The organism is Nocardioides sp. NPDC057767, assembly GCF_042798275.1.
Lineage (GTDB): Bacteria > Actinomycetota > Actinomycetes > Propionibacteriales > Nocardioidaceae > Nocardioides.
In genome coordinates this window covers 20,454-41,949 of the sequence record NZ_JBHVKJ010000003.1, presented here as the reverse complement: position 1 = coordinate 41,949, position 21,496 = coordinate 20,454, and the positions used below count along the sequence as shown (strand labels likewise).

21 protein-coding genes are annotated in these 21,496 nt (G+C 68.2%); 13 read left to right on the top strand and 8 right to left on the bottom strand.

The window, feature by feature from the left end:
* Positions 1-27 precede the first annotated feature (27 nt).
* Complete coding sequence (locus tag ACFVDI_RS02565) at positions 28-3,873, bottom strand: endo-alpha-N-acetylgalactosaminidase family protein (protein ID WP_378900022.1); 3,846 nt, start codon at positions 3,871-3,873, stop codon at positions 28-30.
* Between the two features lie 105 nt (positions 3,874-3,978).
* Between ACFVDI_RS02565 and ACFVDI_RS02560 the strand changes: the two genes are divergently transcribed.
* Positions 3,979-5,745, top strand: a complete 1,767-nt coding sequence (locus ACFVDI_RS02560) for a beta-galactosidase family protein (protein ID WP_378900019.1) — start codon at positions 3,979-3,981, stop codon at positions 5,743-5,745.
* Positions 5,746-5,816: 71 nt separating this feature from the next.
* On the top strand, positions 5,817-7,511 hold the full coding sequence (gene ilvD / locus ACFVDI_RS02555) for a dihydroxy-acid dehydratase (protein ID WP_378900016.1): 1,695 nt from the start codon (positions 5,817-5,819) through the stop codon (positions 7,509-7,511).
* 35 nt (positions 7,512-7,546) lie between these two features.
* Here the strand turns inward: ilvD and ACFVDI_RS02550 are convergent, their stop codons facing one another.
* A complete protein-coding gene (locus tag ACFVDI_RS02550; protein WP_378900013.1) occupies positions 7,547-8,365 on the bottom strand; it encodes a TIGR02452 family protein in 819 nt (272 codons plus the stop codon).
* 162 nt (positions 8,366-8,527) lie between these two features.
* Here ACFVDI_RS02550 and ACFVDI_RS02545 point away from each other — a divergent pair, with 162 nt between their 5' ends.
* Together ACFVDI_RS02545 and ACFVDI_RS02540 are read left to right on the top strand one after the other, a co-directional pair.
* On the top strand, positions 8,528-8,902 hold the full coding sequence (locus ACFVDI_RS02545) for a DUF4345 family protein (RefSeq protein ID WP_378900011.1): 375 nt from the start codon (positions 8,528-8,530) through the stop codon (positions 8,900-8,902).
* A gap of 89 nt (positions 8,903-8,991) precedes the next feature.
* Positions 8,992-9,483 carry an NUDIX hydrolase gene (locus ACFVDI_RS02540; protein ID WP_378900009.1) on the top strand — a complete coding sequence of 164 codons (492 nt, stop codon included), beginning with the start codon at positions 8,992-8,994 and terminating at the stop codon, positions 9,481-9,483.
* 5 nt (positions 9,484-9,488) lie between these two features.
* On the opposite strand, the gene ACFVDI_RS02535 is transcribed toward ACFVDI_RS02540, so the two are convergent.
* Both ACFVDI_RS02535 and ACFVDI_RS02530 read right to left on the bottom strand, forming a co-directional pair.
* The gene (locus tag ACFVDI_RS02535; protein ID WP_378900006.1) at positions 9,489-9,722 is read right to left on the bottom strand and encodes a PLDc N-terminal domain-containing protein; all 234 of its coding nucleotides are present in this window, start codon (positions 9,720-9,722) and stop codon (positions 9,489-9,491) included.
* 38 nt (positions 9,723-9,760) lie between these two features.
* Entirely contained in the window at positions 9,761-9,898 is a 138-nt protein-coding gene (locus ACFVDI_RS02530; protein WP_328531243.1) for a hypothetical protein, read from the bottom strand.
* A 274-nt stretch (positions 9,899-10,172) separates the two neighbouring features.
* Between ACFVDI_RS02530 and ACFVDI_RS02525 the strand changes: the two genes are divergently transcribed.
* Complete coding sequence (locus tag ACFVDI_RS02525; protein ID WP_378900002.1) at positions 10,173-10,775, top strand: hypothetical protein; 603 nt, start codon at positions 10,173-10,175, stop codon at positions 10,773-10,775.
* A gap of 89 nt (positions 10,776-10,864) precedes the next feature.
* Here ACFVDI_RS02525 and ACFVDI_RS02520 read toward each other — a convergent pair whose 3' ends face one another.
* Entirely contained in the window at positions 10,865-11,578 is a 714-nt protein-coding gene (locus ACFVDI_RS02520; RefSeq protein WP_378899999.1) for a TetR/AcrR family transcriptional regulator, read from the bottom strand.
* Between the two features lie 193 nt (positions 11,579-11,771).
* Here ACFVDI_RS02520 and ACFVDI_RS02515 point away from each other — a divergent pair, with 193 nt between their 5' ends.
* On the top strand, positions 11,772-12,998 hold the full coding sequence (locus tag ACFVDI_RS02515; RefSeq protein WP_378899996.1) for a hypothetical protein: 1,227 nt from the start codon (positions 11,772-11,774) through the stop codon (positions 12,996-12,998).
* On the opposite strand, the gene ACFVDI_RS02510 is transcribed toward ACFVDI_RS02515, so the two are convergent.
* Together ACFVDI_RS02510 and ACFVDI_RS02505 are read right to left on the bottom strand one after the other, a co-directional pair.
* Complete coding sequence (locus ACFVDI_RS02510; RefSeq protein ID WP_378899993.1) at positions 12,999-13,376, bottom strand: nitroreductase family deazaflavin-dependent oxidoreductase; 378 nt, start codon at positions 13,374-13,376, stop codon at positions 12,999-13,001.
* Position 13,377: 1 nt separating this feature from the next.
* Positions 13,378-13,833: a nitroreductase family deazaflavin-dependent oxidoreductase gene (locus ACFVDI_RS02505; RefSeq protein WP_378900438.1), complete on the bottom strand. Its 456-nt coding sequence runs from the start codon at positions 13,831-13,833 to the stop codon at positions 13,378-13,380.
* Positions 13,834-13,910: 77 nt separating this feature from the next.
* On the opposite strand from ACFVDI_RS02505, the gene ACFVDI_RS02500 reads away from it, so the two are divergent.
* The gene (locus ACFVDI_RS02500) at positions 13,911-14,294 is read left to right on the top strand and encodes an MmcQ/YjbR family DNA-binding protein (RefSeq protein WP_378899990.1); all 384 of its coding nucleotides are present in this window, start codon (positions 13,911-13,913) and stop codon (positions 14,292-14,294) included.
* A gap of 100 nt (positions 14,295-14,394) precedes the next feature.
* On the opposite strand, the gene ACFVDI_RS02495 is transcribed toward ACFVDI_RS02500, so the two are convergent.
* Positions 14,395-14,844 carry a hypothetical protein gene (locus ACFVDI_RS02495; protein ID WP_378899987.1) on the bottom strand — a complete coding sequence of 150 codons (450 nt, stop codon included), beginning with the start codon at positions 14,842-14,844 and terminating at the stop codon, positions 14,395-14,397.
* Between the two features lie 559 nt (positions 14,845-15,403).
* Between ACFVDI_RS02495 and ACFVDI_RS02490 the strand changes: the two genes are divergently transcribed.
* The 6 genes from ACFVDI_RS02490 (at position 15,404) to ACFVDI_RS02465 (ending at position 21,260) form a co-directional block, all read left to right on the top strand.
* Positions 15,404-16,369 (top strand): hypothetical protein, encoded by a 966-nt coding sequence (locus ACFVDI_RS02490; RefSeq protein WP_378899985.1) that lies wholly within the window; start codon positions 15,404-15,406, stop codon positions 16,367-16,369.
* 102 nt (positions 16,370-16,471) lie between these two features.
* Positions 16,472-17,377, top strand: coding sequence for a hypothetical protein (locus ACFVDI_RS02485; RefSeq protein ID WP_378899982.1), 906 nt, complete (start codon positions 16,472-16,474; stop codon positions 17,375-17,377).
* The gene (locus ACFVDI_RS02480; RefSeq protein WP_378899979.1) at positions 17,374-18,462 is read left to right on the top strand and encodes an ImmA/IrrE family metallo-endopeptidase; all 1,089 of its coding nucleotides are present in this window, start codon (positions 17,374-17,376) and stop codon (positions 18,460-18,462) included. The genes ACFVDI_RS02485 and ACFVDI_RS02480 overlap by 4 nt, the downstream gene beginning before the upstream one ends.
* 193 nt (positions 18,463-18,655) lie before the next feature.
* A complete protein-coding gene (locus tag ACFVDI_RS02475; RefSeq protein ID WP_378899976.1) occupies positions 18,656-19,792 on the top strand; it encodes a hypothetical protein in 1,137 nt (378 codons plus the stop codon).
* Positions 19,789-20,415 carry a hypothetical protein gene (locus ACFVDI_RS02470; protein WP_378899973.1) on the top strand — a complete coding sequence of 209 codons (627 nt, stop codon included), beginning with the start codon at positions 19,789-19,791 and terminating at the stop codon, positions 20,413-20,415. The genes ACFVDI_RS02475 and ACFVDI_RS02470 overlap by 4 nt, the downstream gene beginning before the upstream one ends.
* Positions 20,412-21,260, top strand: a complete 849-nt coding sequence (locus ACFVDI_RS02465; RefSeq protein ID WP_378899970.1) for a hypothetical protein — start codon at positions 20,412-20,414, stop codon at positions 21,258-21,260. Before ACFVDI_RS02470 ends, ACFVDI_RS02465 begins: the two co-directional genes overlap by 4 nt.
* Positions 21,261-21,496: the final 236 nt, after the last annotated feature.

Sequence of the window (21,496 nt, the reverse complement as noted above, 5' to 3'; positions counted from 1 at the left end):
CCGGACAGCCTACGCAGTTCCGGCGCCTCAGGAGCCGCAGTGGAACATCGCGTCGGCCCAGTCGGCGTGGTCGTTGCCGTTCCCGTCACCGGCATCGCCCACCACCAGGTCGACGAAGTCGGCACCGGTGAGGTCGGCGGTGATGGTCGCGGTCGCGCTGGCCGGCCCGAGGGTGCCGGTCTCGGCGACCGTCTGCCCGTCAGCGACGACGGAGAACCTGACCGACCCCCGGGAGGTCTGCACGTCGTCCACCCCCACGTCAGCGGTGAAGCCGGTGCAGTTGCCGGCCAGGTAGTAACGGACCTTCGAGACCGCGTGCGCGCCCAGCCCCTTGGCGTAGACCTTGCCGGCCAGCGTGATCGGACCGCCGTCGCCGGCGGCGTTCTCCCCCACGCTGGTGTCGCGCTCGACCGGCCCCCAGCCGTTGGTGGCCGAGATCCAGCCGAGGTCGCTGGCGTAGGTGTCCGCGGTCGGCGGGGGCGGCGCGGTCTGCACCGTGGCCGACCGGGTCACCGTGCGCGTCGCACCCCCGATGTCGTACGTCGCGGCTGCGTCGAGCGGATAGCTCGACTCGGCCGCGTCGGCCGGCGGTGTGACCTTCCAGGTCACAGCGTGGCTCTCGCCCGGAGCGAGCGAGTCGAACTCGGCCGGCGTGGTGGCCTCCGCCGTCCAGCCGTCGGGGACGTCGAGGCCGATCGACCCGGCGCCGGTCGCCGACGCTTCGTCGCTGGTCAGCGTGGTGGTGACCTCGGCGGTCGCGCCCGGGAGCAGCTTCTCGTCGCCGGCGTCGACGGCGAGAGTGGCGCAGGCGGGCAGGTCGGCAGCCGCACCGAGGTCCTCGACGGTGAAGTCGTCGATGCTGATGTCACCGTTGGCTCCGTTGTCGTCCACGGTCCGCAGGCCGACCCAGTAGTCACCGCAGCCACCGGCCACGAACTCCTCGCTGAACCGGGCCGTCTCCACCTGCCTGCCGATCGGGCGGGCAGCGACTTCGACCGAGCGCGGCTCACCGCTCGCGACCGAGTCGTAGCCGGTCACCCACTCGTAGTCGTCGGCCCGCTCGGTCTGGTGGTCGAAGGAGACCCGGTAGCGGTGGCCGGGCTCGAGACGTACGGTCTGCGGGACGGTGCGGTAGACGAGGCCGCCGTTCTCGGCGTGCGACTTGAGCGACCAGTCGCCGCTGATCACGTCGTCGGTGACCTTCCCGTTCCAGCCGCTCTGCGTGTACGGCTCGTGCCGCTCGGCCAGGTGGGTGCGCGGGTCGGTGACGCCGCCCGAGGTGCCCTTGACGAACGGCGACCAGCCCTGGACGACCTCCTCGAAGTCCTCCTCGACGATGACCTTCGCCCCCGGCGCGGCCGGCAGGTCGCGGTCGATCGCGACGACGCGTACGTCATCCAGGCGGACGCGACCCGAGCCCGCCTCCGCGGAGATCTTGACGGTCGCGGTGCCGTCGCCGGCGGCGTCGAAGGGCACCTCGACCCGCTGGAAGTAGGTGCTGTGCAGCTCGTCGGCGGCGACCAGGTTCTTCGCGGTCGAGCGCTCGACGCGGTTGGTGTAGGTCTTCCCGCCCGAGGTGACGGCGACGGTGGTGGCCCGGCTCCGGCCGGGCTCGACCTCGACCCAGACGCCCAGCGCGTTGCGGCCGCTGCGCAGGCCGGTCAGTCGCTGGCTGATCGCGGCCTTCCCGCCGGCGCCGAGGACGGCGACCTGCTGCCCGGTCGAGGTGCGTCCCGTCGCGGCCGGGCCGCTCGGGTGCCACGCGTCGAGGTTGCCGGCGTTGAAGCCGGGGTCGGCGATGTGGCTGCCCTGACCCCACTGCGGCGCGGGCGAGCCAGCGGGAGCCTTGGTCAGGACGTACGCGGTTCCGGGCTTCGCATCGAGCGTGACCTTCCCGGAACGGACCGGCACGCTGCCGGCCGCGACCCGGCCCTGCTCGGTGAGCTCGTAGACGTTGAGCCGGCTGCTCCCGCTCCACGCGTCGGTCAGGCTCCAGGTGGTCCGGCCGCCGTCGGTGTTGTGGTGGTAGAGCTTCGAGTCGTCCTGCCACGGGAGCAGGTAGGCGTCGCCGTCGAGGACGAGATCGCCGTCCTGGTAGACCTTCCGGGTCGCCTCGGTCGTCCCGGTGTTGACCACCCGGACGCCACCGTCCTGGACGATCTCGTCCGGGCTCCAGCGCAGGATCGGGTTGCGCTGCAGATACTTCGTGGGCAGGTTCGTCCGCCAGATGTTGTCGTAGAAGGCGTCGACGTCGTTCTCGCCGGTCCACCCCTCGAACTCGACGATCTCGGTGTGCCCGAGCAGCTTGTGAGGGTTCCAGGTGTCCTTCTGCCCGTTGCGTACGAACCGGATCAGCTGGCTGTTCAGGCCCTTGTTGGTGGACCCGCCGTAGGACTCGTCGTTCGCCCAGTGGGACCAGAGCGCGTCCTCCTCGAAGTGGTAGGACCACTCGGTGCCGATGTTCCAGCCCTGCCCGCGCAGCTCCTGGGCGAGCCGTTCCTGCAGCCAGCCGTAGGAGTAGTAGACGTCGATGTAGAGGAAGTCGAGGTTCTGGTGCGTCTCGCGGCGCAGCTGCGCGAAGCGGTCGACGATGTTCTTCGTCGCCAGGTCGGTGCGCTGGTCGATGTAGTAGGACTGGTCGATCCAGTCCCAGCCAGGCTTGCTCTCCTCGACCAGGGTCTCGTCGAACGTCTTGGCCTCGGGATAGGCCTCGGTCGCGTTGACGTGGACGCCGAAGTCGGCGCCCCACTTCTCGCCCTCACGGGCCAGTGTGTTGAGGTCCTCGAGCCCACCGGCCCGGGTGTTGTAGTTGCCGCCGTAGTCGGGGTGCGCGGAGTCGTGGCCCTCGGAGCCGTAGCCCTTCAGGACCGCCAGCTGACCAAGCCCGTCGGTGGCCAGCGAGACCCGCTTGACGTCGTCGAGCGTACGCAGGAACGGATGCGTCGCCTGGCTGGCGAAGTTGAACGGGATGTGGGTGACCACCCGCTCGGGCGTCTCGTCCGCGCCGTTCACCGGCCGCTGGATGTCGCGCAGCGCGATCGCGCCGTCCTGCCAGTCGACCCGTTCGTCGCCGTTGGCGTCAGGAGTGACGGTGACCTTCGCCCACGGAAGATCCTCCGTGTAGGGCGAGCCGGCCGCGCGGTAGGTCCACTGGCCGCTCCACAGCCCGACCCGGCGGCCGTCGTCGGTGGCACTCACGCTGCGCCAGATCCGGCCGCGCTCGTTGGTCGCGTCCCCGCCGCTCTGGTCGTAGACCGAGTTGGTCTCGATGGCGGCGGCCAGCTGGTCGGTGTCGACGATGGCGTACGCCGACCCGACCGGCTTCTCGGTCGTGGCCAGGTCCGCGGTCACCTCGGTGTGGGTGTCGCCGTTCTTGGTGCGGTCGGCGCTCACGACGGCGGTGCTCACCGTCGCGCCGGCCTGGTCCGAGCTGACCGAGAGGAGATCGTGTCCGGGGATGTCGAGGGTGCCGACCTGGTGCTCGGCGGTGTCGGTGACCTCGGTGACGGCGAAGGTGACGACGTCACCGGCCACCTCGAGCTTCGCGTCGAGCTCGACGCCGGGTAGGTCGGCGAAGGTCAGCCGGTAGGTCGCGGTGTCGGCGTCGACCTGGGTGCCGACCACGGTCGCGGTGTGCGCCGTGCCGTTGATCCGTACGGCGGTCGGCGTGGCCGCCGCGCCGCCGATCTCACCGCCGGCGGTGTGCAGGTAGCCGAGGACGGCCGGGAAGTCCTCGGCCACCTGGACGCTCAGCACGGGCGAGGTCAACGTGAACCCGCCCACGGGGGCGGCATGGCTTTCCGGGGCGATGGCGACCACGCCGGCGAAGGCCGTCACGGACGCGAGGAGGGCGGTGGGGAAACGCTTCGGCATCGTGACTCCCGATGGTGGGGGTGGGCCTGACGAGGTCCGTCCATCATGCAGAGTTTTGCGCGAATTGGCTACGTTCTGAGCAAAAGTTGTCATAACCTCGGTCGGGTGAGCCCCACCTTGACCTGGCGCGACGGCGAGTTCCTGAAGCACGGCGTCCCCCACCGGATCGCGTCCGGATCAATCCACTACTTCCGCATCCACCCGGACCTGTGGGAGGACCGGCTGCGCCGGGTCGCGGCCACGGGGTTCAACACCGTCGACACCTACGTCGCCTGGAACTTCCACGAGCCCGACGAGGGATCGGCGGGCTTCACCGGGCCTCGCGACCTGGCCCGCTTCGTCACCATCGCCGGCGATCTCGGGCTCGACGTGATCGTCCGCCCCGGCCCCTACATCTGCGCCGAGTGGACCAACGGCGGGCTGCCGTCGTGGCTGACCGCGCGCACCCGGGCACCGCGCAGCACCGACCCGGTCTACCAGGACGCGGTCTCGCGCTGGCTCGACGTCCTGCTCCCCCACCTGGTTCCGCTGCAGGCGGCCCACGGCGGGCCGGTCGTGGCGGTGCAGGTGGAGAACGAGTACGGCTCCTACGGCGACGACGCCGCGCATCTGACCTGGCTCCGGCAGGCGCTCCTCGACCGCGGCGTCACCGAGCTGCTCTACACCGCTGACGGCCCGACCGAGGTCATGCTCGACACCGGCATGGTCGAGGGCACCCTCGCCGCGGCGACCTTCGGCAGTCGCGCCACGGAGGCCCACGCGATGCTGCGGTCGCGGCGGCCCGGCGAGCCGTTCCTGTGCGCAGAGTTCTGGAACGGCTGGTTCGACCACTGGGGCGAGAACCACCACGTACGCTCCCCCGCCAGCGCCGCCGGGACGCTGCGCGAGATCATCGACCTCGGTGGCTCGGCCAGCGTCTACATGGCCCACGGCGGCACCAACTTCGGGCTCTGGGCCGGCGCCAATCACGACGGCCGCCGCATCCAGCCCACCGTCACCAGTTACGACTCCGACGCCCCGATCGGCGAGGACGGCCGGGTCTCGGAGAAGTTCGGGCTCTACCGCGAGATCCTGGCGCCGGCCACCGGGCGCACCGTCGACGAGCTGCCCGCGCTGCCGCCAACGCCTCCGCGTCACGCGTCTGCCTCCGCGCCGGTGTCACCCGGCGTGGACCTGCTGTCCTTGGTGACGGGCGCGCCGGCGACCCGCGCTGCGCAACCGCTGAGCTTCGAGGAGCTCGGTATCGACACCGGCCTGGTGACGTACCGGTCCTCGGTCACGCTCCCCGGCCACGACCTCCATCTCACCGTGCGCGGGCTGCACGACCGGGCGTACGTCTTCCTCGACGGGCACCCGCTCGGCATGCTCGAGCGCGACGACGCCGAGCCTGCGGTGCTCATCCTTTCAGGCCTCGGCCGGGTCGCCGAGCTGACCCTGGTCGTGGAGGCGCTCGGCCGGATCAACTACGGCCCGCTGCTCGGCGAGCACAAGGGGATCCTCGGCGGCGTCCAGGTCGACCGCCGGCTCGTCCACGGCTGGGACCACCACCCCGCTCCCCTCGACCGCTGGGACGACCTCGACCGTCTCCCCCGTGCCACCTTCGAGGTCGAGTCCCCCGCCGACGGCTGGCTCGCCGTCCCCGGCGACGGCGACCGGTACGTCTGGCTCAACGGCACCCTGCTCGGCCGCTTGTGGGGTCGCGGCCCCCAGCGACGCCTCTACGCCCCCGCTCCCCTGTGGCGGGCCGGTGCCAACCAGATCGCCGTCCTCGACCTCACCGCCGCGCCGACCCACGTCGAGGTGCACCCGGACCCGGACTTCGGGCCGAACGAGGAGTACGTCGAGTCGCTGCCGACCGGCCTGGACACGTGACTCGAGAGCAGGACGAGACAGCCCGGCTCGCTTGACCTCGTCGAGGTCACCACACGGTTAGCCTCGTACCTGTGAACCCACTCAGCCCCGACACACCTGACATCAAACCCAGGTCGCGCGCCGTCACCGACGGCCTGGAGGCCACCGCTGCCCGAGGCATGTTGCGGGCCGTCGGCATGGGAGACGACGACTTCGCCAAGCCGCAGATCGGCGTCGCGTCGTCGTGGAACGAGATCACCCCGTGCAACCTGTCCCTCGACCGGCTCGCCAAGGCGGTGAAGAACGGCGTCCACGCGGCCGGCGGCTATCCGCTGGAGTTCGGCACCATCTCCGTCTCCGACGGGATCTCGATGGGCCACGAGGGCATGCACTTCTCGCTGGTGTCGCGCGAGATCATCGCCGACTCGGTCGAGACCGTGATGAGCGCCGAGCGGCTCGACGCCTCCGTGCTGCTCGCGGGCTGCGACAAGTCGTTGCCCGGCATGTTGATGGCGGCTGCCCGGCTCGATCTCGCCTCGGTCTTCCTCTACGCCGGCTCGATCATGCCCGGGCAGCTCGACGGTCGCGATGTCACGATCATCGACGCCTTCGAAGCCGTCGGGGCCTGCCTTGCGGGGAAGATGAGCCGCGACGAGGTCACCCGCGTCGAGAAGGCGATCTGTCCCGGTGAGGGCGCCTGCGGGGGCATGTACACCGCCAACACGATGGCTGCTGTCGCCGAGGCGATCGGCATGTCGTTGCCCGGCTCGGCCGCTCCCCCCGCGGTGGACCGGCGTCGCGACGGCTTCGCCCACCGCTCGGGCGAGGCGGTGGTCGGGCTGCTGCGGAAGGGCATCACCGCGCGCCAGATCATGACCAAGGAGGCCTTCGAGAACGCCATCGCCGTCGTGATGGCCCTCGGCGGCTCCACCAACGCCGTGCTGCACCTGTTGGCCATCGCCAACGAGGCTGAGGTCGAGCTGACTCTTGACGACTTCACCCGGATCGGAGACAAGGTCCCCCACCTTGCCGACCTCAAGCCGTACGGCAAGTACGTCATGAACGACGTCGACAGGATCGGCGGGATCCCGGTCGTGATGAAGGCGCTCCTGGACGCGGGCCTGCTCCACGGCGACTGCCTCACGGTGACCGGGAAGACCATGGCGGAGAACCTCGCGGAGCTGAGCCCGCCCTCGCTCGACGACGAGGTGATCCACTCCTTCGAGCGGCCGATCCACCGTACTGGTGGTCTCACCATCCTCAAGGGCTCGCTGGCGCCCGAGGGTGCGGTCGTCAAGACGGCCGGGTTCGACGACACCGTCTTCCGCGGCACCGCCCGGGTCTTCGACGGGGAGCGGGCCGCGATGGACGCCCTGGAGGCGGGGCTCATCGTCGCGGGCGACGTCGTGGTCATCCGGAACGAGGGCCCGAAGGGCGGACCGGGCATGCGGGAGATGCTCGCCATCACGGGAGCCATCAAGGGTGCTGGTCTCGGGAAGGACGTCCTGCTGATCACCGACGGCCGGTTCTCCGGAGGAACCACGGGCCTCTGTGTCGGCCACATCGCCCCCGAGGCCGTCGACGCCGGCCCGATCGCCTTCGTCCGCGACGGCGACCCCATCGTCCTCGACGTCGTCAACCGCACCCTCGAGGTCGAGGTCGAACCCGAGGAGCTGGAGCGGCGCACGGTCGGCTGGGAGCCACTTCCCCCGAAGTATCGTCGCGGCGTGCTCGGCAAGTACCGACGTACGGTGCAGTCAGCCGCGGTCGGCGCCGTCACGAGCTAGTCGGCTGCCCGAGCCTGCGGAGCCATCACCCGCAATCATGACGCGAGGTCCGCGAAGGCAACCTCGAACGCCTGCCGGACTACCGATCCCGGTGTACGGTCGAGGATCCCGAACACCACCTGCTCGAACGTCGCCTCGAACCGGCCTCCCGGCCCGAGCAGGTCCCGGAACGATCCGGCCACCATGGCCGGGTCGTTCTGGAACACGCCGCATCCCCAGGCACCGAGGACGAGGCTGCGATACCCGTTGGCCGCCGCGGCCTCCAGGACCCGAGCCGCGCGGCCCGCGAGCACGGCCGGGATCTCGTCCATACGCTCCGGGGCCTTCTTGCGGATGACGCCTGCGTTCGGCGCCGGTGAGGTCAGGAAGCCGACCTCGAACGGCTCGTCGAGCAGCTGGCCGCGGTCGTCGCGAAAGACCGGAACGGCCGGCGAGTGGATGACCCGGTCGCTGTAGAACGGGTCCCGCACGGCGCGATGATGCACGTAGTAGGCGGGCGCCTCCAGCAGGCAGGTGTAGAGAGCCGAGGCCCGGCACAGCGCCTCCTCCTGTGCCTGGGCTCCGTTGACGTACCCGCCGCCGGGGTTGCGCGCCGAGGCGAAGTTCAGCACCGCCACCGTGCCCAGCAGCCGCCGCGCCTCCCACAGGCTGCTCCCGCCGGTCACCGCGAACCGCGTCTTCACGGGCTCGATCACCGGCACCTCGACCGGCTCCGGTCCGTAGATCCGGGTCCCCGCCCGCGCCGCCCGGACGGCGTCGCCGATGACCACCTTCGTGCCATCCGTACGCCGGTAGAAGCCAGCCTCGATGAAATGCTCGTTCTCCCGCGCGAGCGCACGGAGCCGCGCGCTCATCCCGTCACTCTCGTGGCGACAGCCGCCGCACCGACGACCGCCCGCTCGATCTTCTTCACGGTAAGCATCGTCCGGCCCCGAGGTTTCCATCGCAACCAGGTTTTTCCGGCCACGCGACCTGCGCTGACGTTCCCCGGTCGCGATGCGCGTCATGATCACCCGGTGAGCACCGTTGCCAGCCTGACCATCGCCGTCGTCGGCGTCTTCTTCCTGGGGATGGGGACGTACGCGCTGATCTCCCCGGGCGCCCTCGTCGCGCCGTTCCGCCTCACGGCGCAGTCACCGGAGTCCCGCTCCGAGGTCCGCGCGGTCTACGGCGGCTTCGGCATCGCCATGGCCGCCGTCCTCGGCGCCGCCGCGCTCGACGTCGGCGGCATCCGGTCCGGCGCCGTCATCACCGTCGGTCTCGCCCTGATCGGCATGGCGGGTGGCCGACTCGTCTCGCGCCTGCTCGATTCGGCCGTACGCTTCTACCCGATCTGGTTTTACTTCGGAGTCGAACTCGTGGCGGGCATGGCCCTGCTTCTGTGCGCTTGATCACGGTTGATTCCGCTATGCTCGCCGCCGTGGGATCTCGGCCGACATTAGACGCATCCGTACACCCGCCACGTCCTCGCTCCCCTGAGGTGAGCAGCACGGGCCGACGGGTCGACTGGCACAACGATCCTTCGGCTCCCGAGGTCAACACCATCAGGCCGAGCGCCGGCGTCTTCGTGCTCGACGACCCGGGTCGGATGCTGCTGGTCCGCCGCGACGACACCGGCGACTGGACGATGCCGGGCGGGGCGATGTATCCGGGCGAGTCACTCACCGCCTGCGCCGTCCGCGGGACGCTCGAGGAGACCGGCATCACGATCGAGGTGACCGGCCTGGTCGGGATCTGGACCGACCCCCGCCATCGCATCGAATACACCGCCAACGGCGAGGTGCGCCAGGAGTTCAGCATCATCTACGCCGGCCGCTACCTCGCCGGCGAGCCCACCCCGTCGGCCGCGAGCACCCAGGTCGAGTGGCTCTACCCCGAGAGCATCCCCAGCCTTCAGATGGACCGCAGTCAGCGCATGCGGATCGACTGGGCCCTCAACCGCAACTTCCCCCACCTCGACCCCAACCCCTGAGCACGTCAGGCGCCAGGACTACGAGGCGCTCGCCGCCCCCGGAGGAAGTAGATCACCGGCCCCACGAAGTTCACCGCGATGACCGCAGCCCACGTGGCCTTGCTCCCGTTGACCAGTTCCCGTTTCCGAACGGCCAGATCGGTCCACGCCGTCACAGCCAGCGACAGCTGGATCGAGGCCAGAACCAGAACGGCTGCCTGCTGGCGACTGCTCAGCTCGCTCCACCGTTTCAATTCCATCACTTCCTTCCGAACGCAGGGGCGTTCCTCGGTGTGGTTCAGCCGACGTAGTACGTCGCGCTGTTGAGGTAGGCGTAGGTGACGCACAGAGCGCCGAGGACGGTGTTGAGGGCCGTAGCCAGGAGGAACTTGGCGTAGTTCTCCTTGCCCTTGCGGCGGGCGGTGCGGTGGTTCATGGGGTCTCTCCGCGATGGTGCTGGTGGCCCGGGCAAGCTGACGGTGCACGACCGCACCCGGTGGACGACTCGCGACCAGCCTGCCGACCTCCGGCCGCGGGGCGTACGGTCCTTGTGCCCGCCCCACAAGTCCTTGGTCACACCGATCGACGCGACCCGTCGCAGGGCCGAGAACCACAGAGGTTGGGTATGGCGTCGCTGCGCCCAGAGGGGTAGACAGGGAAGAACCGGCGGTGCCGGTCGGGCACTGCCCTGTCCTAGAAAGGAGCGGGCTGTGTACGCACGTTCCACCACGTTTCACGGGAGCCCCGGCAACATCGACGCGGGCATAGCCTTCGTCAAGAACGAGGCCGGTCCCATGCTCGACAGCATCGAGGGCTGTCGCGGCCTCTCGATGCTGGTCGACCGCGAGTCCGGGCGATGCATCGCCACGAGCTCGTGGGAAGACGAGGCAACCATGCACGCCAGCGATGGGCAGCTTCGCGCGCTACGCGATCGAGGGAAGGACATCCTCGGCGGCGACATGCAGATCGACGAGTGGGAGATCCTCGTCATGCACCGCAGCCACCACGGCGAGTGCGCCCGAGTCAGCTGGCTGCAGGGCGACGTCGACGCCATGGCCGAGATCTTCCGGGTCGGGATCCTTCCCGAGCTCGAGCAGACCGATGGATTCTGCAGCGCCAGCCTGCTGATGAACCGGTCCTCCGGCCTCGGCTGCGCCACCACGGCCTGGGAGTCCCGCGCCGCGATGGAAGCCAGCCGCTCGGCGGCCGACGACATGCGCAACCGGGCCGCGACCGACACGGGCAGCGAGATCGTCGACGTGCACGAGTTCGACCTCGCGTACGCCCACCTGCACGTCCCCGAGATGGCGTGACCTCCACATCCCTTCGCCGAGCCCGGCCTGGCCGGGCTCGGCCACAACCATCAGCGGTCGCCGCAGGTGCCCACACCTCACGCGTGCCGCTATGCCGGCCGCTCCTCGGCGAACCGCAGCAAGAGGTCGTCAGCCGTGCCCGTCGCGCGAGCGATCCTCGCCTCGGGCACGCCACAGATCCGAAGACAGGTCGCCGCGATCGCTCGCGCCTGCGCAGGTGTGACCTCGACGCGGCGCGAGCGGATCCGGATCACGACCTCGACCGCCTGGACCAGCAACCCACCCAGCTGGTCCACGCTCACGGTGGCGGCAACAGGGCCACTGACGATGTGGGCACCCAACCGACCGTACGCAGCAGTCAGCTCTTGCAGCGCAGGCTCGAACTCCCCGAAGACCTCGCTGCTCCTGACATCCGGCATCCGGTAGAGCCGGCCGATGTTGTGCGGCACCGTCGCGAGCGTGTCCGCGTCGATCAGCGCGAGCAGGTAGAGCGCCGCCTCGGGGACGTCCGCCGGGCAATCCCGCTCGATCTTCTCGACCTTCTCGAGACTGGGCCGCACCGAGAGCTCGAGGAGCTCGGCGAGGATCCCGGGCTTGCCCGCGAAGTGGTAGTACAGCGACGCCTGCCTGATCCCCACCTTCTCCGCGATGTCCCGCGTCGAGGTCGCCGCGAACCCGCGGTTGACGAAGAGCTCCGCCGCCGCATGGAGGATCTCGTCGCGTGGTGCACGTGCGCCGGCCAACCGCGGGACCACCCGAGGCCGGCCCGGTCGGGTTGCGGTGGCGAGCGCGTATTGGCTCATCGCGATCCTCTCGTCCGAGTCCTGTCACACTCACGATCGCCGCGGACGCCCATGGACAGGGAGAGAGCAGCCGGGGAGCATCGCCGTTGATCCCAGTGGTCCCCCGGTCCCCCGCATTCGTTGTTAGGTTGGTGCGAGTCGTCCTGTCGCCTCGGCACGCGCGACGAAACACCGAACCGCACCGGGAGGCCGGATGGCTGAGCAGTGGTACGAGAGGCTGGTCCGTCTTCAGGCCGCCAAGGGCTGGAGCAACCGGGAGACCGCGATGCACTACATCGCTCTGTCGCCCTTCCACGAAGAGACCCAGCTCGACTCCGTGCTCGCGACGTTCAAGCGCTACCGGCGCGGCGAGATCGCCAACCCGTCACCCGAGACCCAGCAAGCCATCGCCGCGATGTTCGACCTCCCGGTCGCCGACTTCTTCGCCCAACGCCCGCTCGCGAACCAGAACGTCCCGGACCGGTTGAGCCCGACCGAGTTCACCGATCTGGTCGCCGCGCTGCGTATGCCGAAGGTCGGCGAGGCCCATCTCGCACAGGCCGAGGCCGAGGTCGAGCGCCTGTGCACCGCCTACTCGGCCCAGGACGCCCGCTCGCTGACCATCGAGGTCGACGACTGGCTGAAGGAGCTCGCCTCTCTCGTACATGAAGGCCGGGTCTCCCTCGCAGGCCACGAGCGCGTCATCCACCTCACCGGCTGGTTGTCGCTTCTTCGGGCATGCCTCATGTGGGACCAGGGCGACGAGCAGGCCACCCATCAGGCTCGCGTCGCAGCCGAAGGTTTCGCCGCCGACCTGGGCGACAACGTGATGGCCGCGTGGACGTGGGAGATCCGCGCCTGGATGGCGCTCACCCAAGGCGACATGCCCAACGTCATTGCTGCCGCCGCCGCCGGCATCCGCTGCGCCCCCAACGCCTCGGTCGCGGCGCAGCTCCACGCACAGAAGGCCAAGGCGTACGCCCGGATGAAGGACAGCCACAAGACCGAGGTCGCCCTCGATCGAGTCCGCGAGGTTCTCGACGGCAACGACCTGCCGTCGAACGTACGCAACCACTTCAACGTCGACCCGACCAAGGCCTCCTTCTACGCCATGGACGCCTACCGCACGCTGCACGGCCGCGAACGCATGGCCGACGCCATGGCCGACACCGTCATCGCCACCAGCACCCGTCCGGACGGCACGGTCATCAGCCCCATGCGACTTGCCGAGGCACAGCTGACCAAGGCCGTGCTCGCTGCGCGCGACGGCAGTCCTGTCACTGCGCTCGAACTCGCCGAGGCCGCTCTCGACCACGAGCGCCGGTCGCAGCCCAGCCTGTTGCTCGTCGCCAGCGAGGTCGCCCACGAGCTCGAGTACCGCTCCCCCGCCGACGGCGCCGAGTTCCGAAACCACCTGCGTGAGCTCAGTGGGCCGGCATGATCAGGCCGTACGCAGCAGCCTGAACTCGTCCTTGTGAAGCACCTGCAGCACCAGCTTGGCCGGATAGCCGAAGGCGTCGCGCCCGGCATCGGACGGGAATGGCTCGATGGCGGATACCTCATGCCACTGCCCGTCCACGAACACCTCGCAGTGCCCGGCGGCGACGATGTTGCGATACCAGTTGACGTCCTCGCCGTAGGTCAGCTCCGCGATGAACCCTTCCGGCACGCGCGCCAACATGATCGGCGTCTCGTACGTCTTCCCCGACTTCCGTCCCACGTGACGCACGAGCGAGAACGGACCGTGCCCCGAGCGGGCCACCCGGATCGTCACCCGGTTGAACGTGTTCTTCATAAACCACAGCCACTTGCGACGCATCTCAGTCTCCTATGAGCTTCAGGTTCACCATGGGCAGTCCGTCAACCTCGTGGCCGACCGCCGTCTCGATCGCGCCGCGCAGGCGCTGCCACGCCTTGGGATGTGCCTGCTGATAACGACCCAATGCGGCAGCCGACTCCTCCCCGGAGAGCAACCGTGCCTGCGCCGTGACCCTGGTTCGTGTCCCGATGCTGACGCGGCACGAAGGCTCGGCAAGGAGGTTCTGGTACCACTGTGCACCCGTGCCGAACCCGCTCACCACCACGATCTCGTCCGCGCTCGGCCTCTCGACGACCTCGAGGCACACGTACCGTGCGACGCCCGATCGGCGGCCGACATGCTCGAGCATCAGCATCCGGGACCCGAGGAGCCACCCGGCGTTGTGACGGTAGAGCCAGATCGGCGCACGTACGACAGCCCGGGTCCGCAGCAGCCGGGACACGATCGAGTCGATCATCGACGTCACGAACCGACCTTACCGACCGCCTCGGTCGATCTGGCCCGATCTGGCAGCACCGGGGTTACGCTCCAGGAATGGCAACGCTCGAAGACCTCGCCCGGATCATCGGCGAGCTGCCCGAGGTCACCGAGGGCGAACGGCACGGACACCCGACCTGGTCCGTACGCCGCAAGAGCATCGCCTGGCTACGCCCGTTCAGCAAGGCCGACATCAAGCGCTTCGGCGACCAGACCCCGCCGTCCCCTCCGATCCTCGCGGTCAACACCGCCGACCTGCACGAGAAGGAAGGCGTCCTCGCCGCCGGCATCGACGGCGTCTTCACGATCGAGCACTTCAACAACTATCCCGCCGTGCTCATCGAGCTCAGCGTCATAGACCGGGGTGACCTCCGCGACCTCTTGGTCGATGCGTGGCTGGCCGCCGCCCCAGCTGAGCTGATCGAGGCGTTCGACGGCTAGGGCACCACGACGATCGCTGTACTGCTAACCCGCTCGGGCTCGCGGTGCGCGAATGCGGCCGCCCCGAGCGCGCCGGCTCGGCCGTTCTCGGCATCGAAGCCTAGTTGTCGCCGATCACTTCTTCCCTCATTGCCTTCAGCAGAGCCGATTGCGAATCGTCGAGCTCTATCAACCTCCCGGTGAGCTCGGTGTCCAGCGAGTCTCGACCGGTGGTCAATTCCGCCAGGGCCGTCGCGTCAGGGGAATCGATACTTGAGAAGAGCTCAAGGGTTTCCCGTTGCGCGCGAAGACGTCCTGCGGTCGCGTGCACACGTCCGGCGGCCGAAAGGAAGCTCTGATGCAGGTGCTTCACCCGGTCGGATACGTATAGGTCCCATTGCTCGGGCCTGGGCTCCGGCCAGTTCTCGTAGACGGCTTCCTCGGTGCCTCCGTGCCGACCTCGCTCCGCCTCCAGTCGGGAAGCCAAAGACGCGGCTCGGATCCATTGCAAGGTGGCCTCATATGTCGCCCGCCTGGTTTCGTGCGCCGCTTGGAACTTGAGTTCCTGCAACCTCCGGCGGTACGTCCACCGAGCCCCTAGCCAAGCAGTGACCGCCCCTGTTAGAAGCCCCAGCAACGACGTCAGCAGTACTTCAGAGAGGTCCATCGAATCACTCCAATCGTGACCGTCGCGTGGACCAGGATGGCCCTTGCACTCTCTGGTGCTGAGCAGGATGGCGCTCCAAGCAGTTCGTCGCGCCGCCGCCTCCATGCCGTCGCCAGCCTCATAGTCACGTCAATCGTGCCGAGACCCGGAGAGCCGCGTGCCCCATCGCCCAACTTGGGGATCACGGTCAAAGCGCGGGCGGCCTCCGGTTGCGTCAAACCGCCCAGTATGACGCGCCACGTTTGCAGCCTCGTGGCCGAGCAGCACCGCTGGGCCTGGCGCACCGGTCGGGACCTACCGGAGCATCTGCGGCGTCTATGCCGAGTGTCTTCCGGTCTCAGCTCACAAATTGTCCGGCTGATGTGGCCCATCGCCGTCGCTGCTGCCAGTGCCGAGTCGACCTCTGCGAAAGCCAACCCCTGACGAGGCGATTGGCCCTAGGGTGACTGTGGAGGAGAGCACGATGCACGAACATGCGGCAGTCCGTGCGGGTGAGGAAAAGGAGACCCTCGCCCTACTGACACGTCTGGCACGACAAGCGGTCGGCCGCCAGTACCCACCCCCTGTTGGACACACGGGTTGGACCGCGGACGCCGTTCTGGACCTGATCTCCGACACGTTCGTCCGGAAGGGCTCGTTCGTCGCAGCAGCCGTCGTTTCGACGACCGCTGACGCCGAGCTCGAGCGCTACCTGCTGAAGGTCTTCAAGAACGTACTGCGCGACCAGGCCCGGGAGACTGAGCGCGGGAAACTTATCGCTCGACTTCGAACCATCCTTGGTTCCGAGGACGACTTCGCCCACCACACCGTCCCGTATGACTCGTGGCGACTTACCAGCTGGCCGCAGATCGTCTGGCAAGGCGACGTGGAAGAACTCATCGCTGCGGCGAGCAAGGTCCGAGGCGTCGTTGCCACTCGCTGGAACACTAGCGGGCCGACACCGCGGCCAACGAAGTGCGCAATCGTCTCTGTCAGCCGAGCCGCACTAGACGAGGCCAGAGGTCAGGTGCGCGACGCCGATGTCGCTCGCGTGGTGCAGATTTGCGTCCCTGCAGTTCCCATCGACGCAGTCGATGCTGAGGCACCAGGATTCACTGACGTCTCCGCGCGCTCGTCAGTTGTCGATGTCCTCGACGAGCATGACGACGGGCCAACGCCGGAGCAGGTCGCGGAGGCAGTCTGGGCCACGTTGGATGACGACGAGCGCATCGCCGTCCTACATATGGGCCAAGGAGACCGCGCTGTTGCGTCTGCCCTGGGAGTCGGAAGGCGCGCAGGTGCTGCAGTGGCGGCCAGTGCGAAGGACAAGATCCGCTCCGCCACTGCGGAGGGCCAAGAGGACTCCGTTGTGTTCCTCCTGCTTCGGTGGGCTGACTCGGAGCAGGAGAGCGACCCAGCGGTGGGCGCGGAAGGGATCGGATCACTGTGACGGCACTTGAGTTAGCCCGTCTGTCTACCGGAGGACGTTTCTGGACATGCAGGAGGCGTCCCCGTAATGCCACCTCGGGCACAGGAAAGGAGCCGATCGCTGATGCCTGACAACCGCGACCAGGCGCTGCGCCATGCTCTTGAAGCGAACCTTGCCGTGGTGCGCGCCGCTGCAAGCGGCGCTACGCCTGATCCCGGTGTTGGTGAGGTGTGGCGAGTGCGCTGGGACGATGCCGCTGGAGCCGTAATGATCATCGCCGTCGATAGCTCCACCGAAGTGAGCGGTCCAGCCAAGTCTGTTCGCGCAGCGCCTGTCAGCTTCGGCGACGAGCCAGACGACAGCGCGGTTCTCGCGCCAGCCGCCGCGCATGACCTCGGCTTCGACCTTGCGGTGTGGGTCAACGATGCCGCCGACGTCCCGGTCCGTGTCCTCGAGGCCAAACTCGGCCAGTGCACGATCGCTGAAACCGGAGCCTTTCCTCGCGGGACGCGCAACTGGGGTCCCACAGATCCCCGCTCCCGGCATCGCGCCCGCCTGCAGGACCTCATGGACCGACTCGCAGGCGCGTCGTGGGTTCCTGTTCGTGCCGGAGCAACGTCGTTGGCCAGCATGCTGGCCAACGCCGACATCCGTGATGTCGCCGAAGCTCTCGGGTCCATCCCCGCAGCGATGCAGCTTCGTCGAGGTCAGGGTTGGTTGACGCCTGACCAAGCCCACAAGCTGGCTCCGATACTTTCAGTCGCCCCGGAAACGCTCCTGGCAGCGAGTTCGCCACTCCCTGCCGAACTCATCACGGCCATGGACCAGCCTCGCGTCCGCGCTCTCGTGGATCGCGTGGCGCAACAACGCAAACAGGACGAACTGACGGCATGGAGAAGCGCCGCGTACGGGGTATACGCCCTAGCAGCCCGTGAACACACACGCGCCACCGCAACCAGCTGGGCGGGTCGAGCCAGTGCCTACTTCGACGCCATCCTGGACACCCACGACCGAGGTTCTACCCAATGAGCGTTCCCCCGACTGCGCGGAACCCGAAGCCACCGCGTGACCTCGTCAACAAGCAGGCACATCGCGTGGTCGCCGTCGCCCGCGACCGACTCGGCAGCAAGTTCAGCAGTCTAGCGGTAGACCCGTGCCACGTACTCGAGGATTGGGATGAAGTCGATTTCCGACTCGTTCCTCAGCCGGCGACAACGTCCGGCCTAGCGATCGACGATCCAGGGGCCACAGACGTCGGATGCAGTGTGGCTGGCGCATACCTGGACGGCACGGATCCATCAGCACTCCCGATCATTCAGGTCGCCCATGCAGCCAGTTCTGGCCGCCGGGCGTTTACCGCCCTTCACGAGCTCGGACACCACCTGCAACGCACCGACATCAACCTCGCGGCGGTGGTTTGGGACCAACAATCCCTAGACATGTTCGAGGATCTGGCTTGTGATGCCTTCGCGGCCGAGGTACTCCTGCCCGACCAGAGTGTTGAGTCCATCATCGACGCCAAGGGACCAACCGCCTCCGACGTCGTCGCGCTCTTCGAACGCACCGGTGCGTCACGGTCAGCAGCCTGTGTCCGTGCGTCCCAGCGCCTTCCCGCGCCCGGTCATGTGCTCCTCCTCAAGGACGACGGAAGCGTCTTCTTCGCAGCAGCCAACGGGATGCCGCCGTTGCGCAAGGGCAGTGACCAGTCCGGCGTCGACGTCGTCGCGCGCGGGCTCCGGACAGCCAACAGTCGAGGGCGAGGCCGCTTCTACTACCGCGACGGCATCGCCGGCGACGAGCTCTTCATCCAGACCGCTCGAACTGACGAATACCTAATCGTCGTCGCTGTGACAGACCATGCCCCCTGGGAGGGCTTCACGCTCCCTAGCCGCGACACCGGGCCGCGGCCCGGCAGCTACGAGTGTGCTGACCCCGGATGCGGTGCGACCTATGTGACCTTTGAGCCGCGATGCCCACGATGCGGCGTCCCACCATGCACCGACTGCGGCAGGTGCAACTGTGCCCCCACCGTCGCGGAGAAGAACTGCACGTCGTGCTGGATGGTCAAGCCCGCGGCGTTCTTCGTCGGCGACGTCTGCGGCGACTGCGCCTGACGCCGCCGCAGGCGGCGACATAGCAACCGCTCAGGTCGGCCCGCCGCCATACCCGCCCTGGTACGGCATCTGGACGACGCTGAGTGTCGGTGGTCGCTGGCATGCTCATATTTCAGGGTCACTGAGCCAGTCGGAGAGATAGCCCGTCTGTTCCCATCGAAGGCCCCAGCCGAACATGAAAGGGACAGAAACCGTGGCAATCCTGAACACCGAGAACACTGGCTACAACCAGCACAGTCCGTTCCACCGACCGCCGACCGTCGAGGAACTCCTCCAACAGGCCCGCCGCCGCATCCAGGTCAGCGACGCCGAACTCGATGAAGCCCGACGTCGGCGAGACCTCATCGGCGCCGCGCTCCTGAAGGAGTTCCGCGACAGCCGCGTCTATGTGAACGGGTCCGTCGCCCACGGCGACGCGCTCAACCCGCTGACTGACATCGACCTCGGCGTAGTTGTCGCCGAGGCCAAGTACACCCATGGCCCGGGCAAGAAGGGCTGTTCGGACCTGCAGGAGCGTGCTGCGAATGCCATCCGTGCGGCGCTCCGCGAGGAGTTCCCCGGCCTGCGCGTCGAATGGCGCGGCCGCCGGCGCTCCATCCTGGTCCGGTTCTCCAAGGCCGTCACTTACGGACAGGACGACTTCACCGCTGACGTCATCATCGCCGTCGACAACCCCGAGGACGAGGGCTTGTTCATCCCGAACTACCAGACGTGGAGCCGCTCGCACCCCGAGGAACACACCCGGCTCGTGCGTGCGGCCAACAAGGCCACCGACTACACCTACGCGCGCGTGGTCCGCCTGACCAAGCACTACAACCGCCGCAACCAGAAACCCCTGTGCTCCTGGAACATCAAGGCCCTCGCCCTTGACGCACTCACCAGCCGTACCCCTCTCGCCCAGGGCATCCTCACCTGGTTCGACCATGCCATCACCAGCCTGTCCAAGGGCCTGACCGAGGACCCCGCTCACGTTGCGGAGAAGCCCATCTCCATCAACGAGAAGATGACGCGCACGGAAGTCGTGGATCGGCTCAAGAAGTCCCGGGAACGCCTATTCAACGCCCTCGCCCTGGAGAAGGCCGGCTACCTCGTCCTCGCACACGAGCAACTCGCCAAGTTTTTCAACGACGAGGAAATGCTGCCGTACCCCGACCTGGACGCTGTGCGTCTCGAGACCACCCGCAAGTACATCAACGACAGCCGCACGCCGACCGGCGGCAACACCACCACCCCGGGCCAGACGGCCGGCAGCGCCGCGGTCGCTGCCCCTGTCGTCGGGCTGCACCACGGGCAGAGCGCGTCCAACAGCCGTTCCTGGGGTGAGGGATGACAACCGACCGCGCCCGCAGCCAGGGCGGTGGGCGTCGCCGCGCTGGCGGACACTCCGCCCGCCATCGCGGCCACGTCCACCGGCCCGGCGGCACGAACGCCTGGTACGGCACCAGCATCAAGTTCCAACGCGCTCTGCTGTCCGACCTCGACACGTTCGTCGAGCACCACGGGCAAGTCACAATCAGCCTCGCCGACCAGACAACCCACGGTGCCGCCCGCCGCACCGGTCAGCGGATCCTCGTCATCCAGCACGCCGGGATCGACGTGCCCGCGCGCCGTGACCCCGTCCCGGTCCGAATCGAGTTCCACGAGAACCCCAACTACAGCACCCACGACCTGCCGCCGATGGACTACCCACACGTCCTTGCCGACCCTGGTGCACTCTCCAAGCACCGCTTCAACGACGACTCCCTGTGCCTGTGGTTCCCCAAGGACCCCGAAGAACGCCGCTGGCAGCACACCGACGGCCTCGTCACTTTGCTCAACACCGTGCGCAACCACCTCTTTTTCGAAGACCACTGGCGCTCCACCGGCGGGTTCGGAGGCCCTGGCCAGCCCACAGGCGAGTGGCTGGGTGACGAAGCACCGCACCCGATCCCGTGCGAGGTGCGCGCCGCATGACCACAACAAGCCCCCTCGGACCGGCCACGGGGGCACAGTGCATCCTCATCACAAGCGCCCCCGTTTCACCGAGCTCGACCGCAGCACCCAGCGCAACTGCTCCACCGGCCGCATCAACAACGCTCGACACGTCGCCAACTTCCAGTCCGTCCACGGCCGCAAGCGCCCTCCCCAACAGCACAACGACACCGTTCGTCGCCAGCACCACGACACCCCCCTGCGGATCCGACAACCCGGAAGCCAGCGATGGGCTCGGTGACTTCACCTACGCCAACCTCGTCACCATCGCCGCCGCCCTCATCGCCGCCGCCAGCGTCGTCATCACCCTGCTCGTCAACGCCGCCCACGGCCGCAGAGACAACCTCGCCACCCTCTACGCCAACGCGCTCGGCGCTGTCGCCGAGTACCTCGAAGGCCCATATCGCATTCTGCGCAAGGACGGCGAGAGCGGCACGCGATTCGCCATCACTAGCAAGTTGTCCGACGTTAAGACGTCGATCGACCAAAACCAGGCGCTCCTGCGACTCCATGCACGCGAGGGTGTCGCCGACGCATATGACGACTTCGTGGTCGCTGCGAAACGGGAAGCCGGCAAGCAGATGCAGATGGCATGGAAGGCTCCGCCCGTCACGACAGACGACGGCGTGAACCTCTACATCGCCCTGCCGCGTGGCGACGCTGAGGCGGCCCGGGCCCGGCTCGTCGAAGTCATGCAGGCCGACCTGCTCCAGCGATGGTGGAGCGGCAAGTCACGTCGTCGCTATGGCACTGCGATACAGGCCGTTGCCGACGCCAGAAGGTCGACGCCTGAGTCTGCTCCCGGCAAGCCGGGAACATCAGCGTGACTCCCCGTGTCGTTCGCGTGCCGATGCCGTGGTCGAGCCATGATGATCCGCCGCAACGAGCGGACGATCTGTCGTCCTCTGGAATGCAGATAGGCCCGTCTATCCGCCGCTTGAGTGTCGCAGCGCGGCCTCGTGGCTCCGGAACGAACATGAGGCTGGGACTCGCGGCTCGCGACTTCCGCCAACTCCCTCACATGCGGAATCGACGGCACCGTACGGTTTGAACGACCGCACGC

What these genes read in the sequence shown, in the direction of transcription:
- ACFVDI_RS02565 (WP_378900022.1), bottom strand. Translation starts at nt 3,873, where the DNA reads ATGCCGAAGCGTTTCCCCACCGCCCTCCTCGCGTCCGTGACGGCCTTC.
- ACFVDI_RS02550 (WP_378900013.1), bottom strand. Translation starts at nt 8,365, where the DNA reads ATGAGCGCGCGGCTCCGTGCGCTCGCGCGGGAGAACGAGCATTTCATC.
- ACFVDI_RS02535 (WP_378900006.1), bottom strand. Translation starts at nt 9,722, where the DNA reads ATGGAATTGAAACGGTGGAGCGAGCTGAGCAGTCGCCAGCAGGCAGCC.
- ACFVDI_RS02530 (WP_328531243.1), bottom strand. Translation starts at nt 9,898, where the DNA reads ATGAACCACCGCACCGCCCGCCGCAAGGGCAAGGAGAACTACGCCAAG.
- ACFVDI_RS02520 (WP_378899999.1), bottom strand. Translation starts at nt 11,578, where the DNA reads ATGAGCCAATACGCGCTCGCCACCGCAACCCGACCGGGCCGGCCTCGG.
- ACFVDI_RS02515 (WP_378899996.1), top strand. Translation starts at nt 11,772, where the DNA reads ATGGCTGAGCAGTGGTACGAGAGGCTGGTCCGTCTTCAGGCCGCCAAG.
- ACFVDI_RS02510 (WP_378899993.1), bottom strand. Translation starts at nt 13,376, where the DNA reads ATGCGTCGCAAGTGGCTGTGGTTTATGAAGAACACGTTCAACCGGGTG.
- ACFVDI_RS02505 (WP_378900438.1), bottom strand. Translation starts at nt 13,833, where the DNA reads ATGATCGACTCGATCGTGTCCCGGCTGCTGCGGACCCGGGCTGTCGTA.
- ACFVDI_RS02500 (WP_378899990.1), top strand. Translation starts at nt 13,911, where the DNA reads ATGGCAACGCTCGAAGACCTCGCCCGGATCATCGGCGAGCTGCCCGAG.
- ACFVDI_RS02490 (WP_378899985.1), top strand. Translation starts at nt 15,404, where the DNA reads ATGCACGAACATGCGGCAGTCCGTGCGGGTGAGGAAAAGGAGACCCTC.
- ACFVDI_RS02485 (WP_378899982.1), top strand. Translation starts at nt 16,472, where the DNA reads ATGCCTGACAACCGCGACCAGGCGCTGCGCCATGCTCTTGAAGCGAAC.
- ACFVDI_RS02480 (WP_378899979.1), top strand. Translation starts at nt 17,374, where the DNA reads ATGAGCGTTCCCCCGACTGCGCGGAACCCGAAGCCACCGCGTGACCTC.
- ACFVDI_RS02470 (WP_378899973.1), top strand. Translation starts at nt 19,789, where the DNA reads ATGACAACCGACCGCGCCCGCAGCCAGGGCGGTGGGCGTCGCCGCGCT.
- ACFVDI_RS02465 (WP_378899970.1), top strand. Translation starts at nt 20,412, where the DNA reads ATGACCACAACAAGCCCCCTCGGACCGGCCACGGGGGCACAGTGCATC.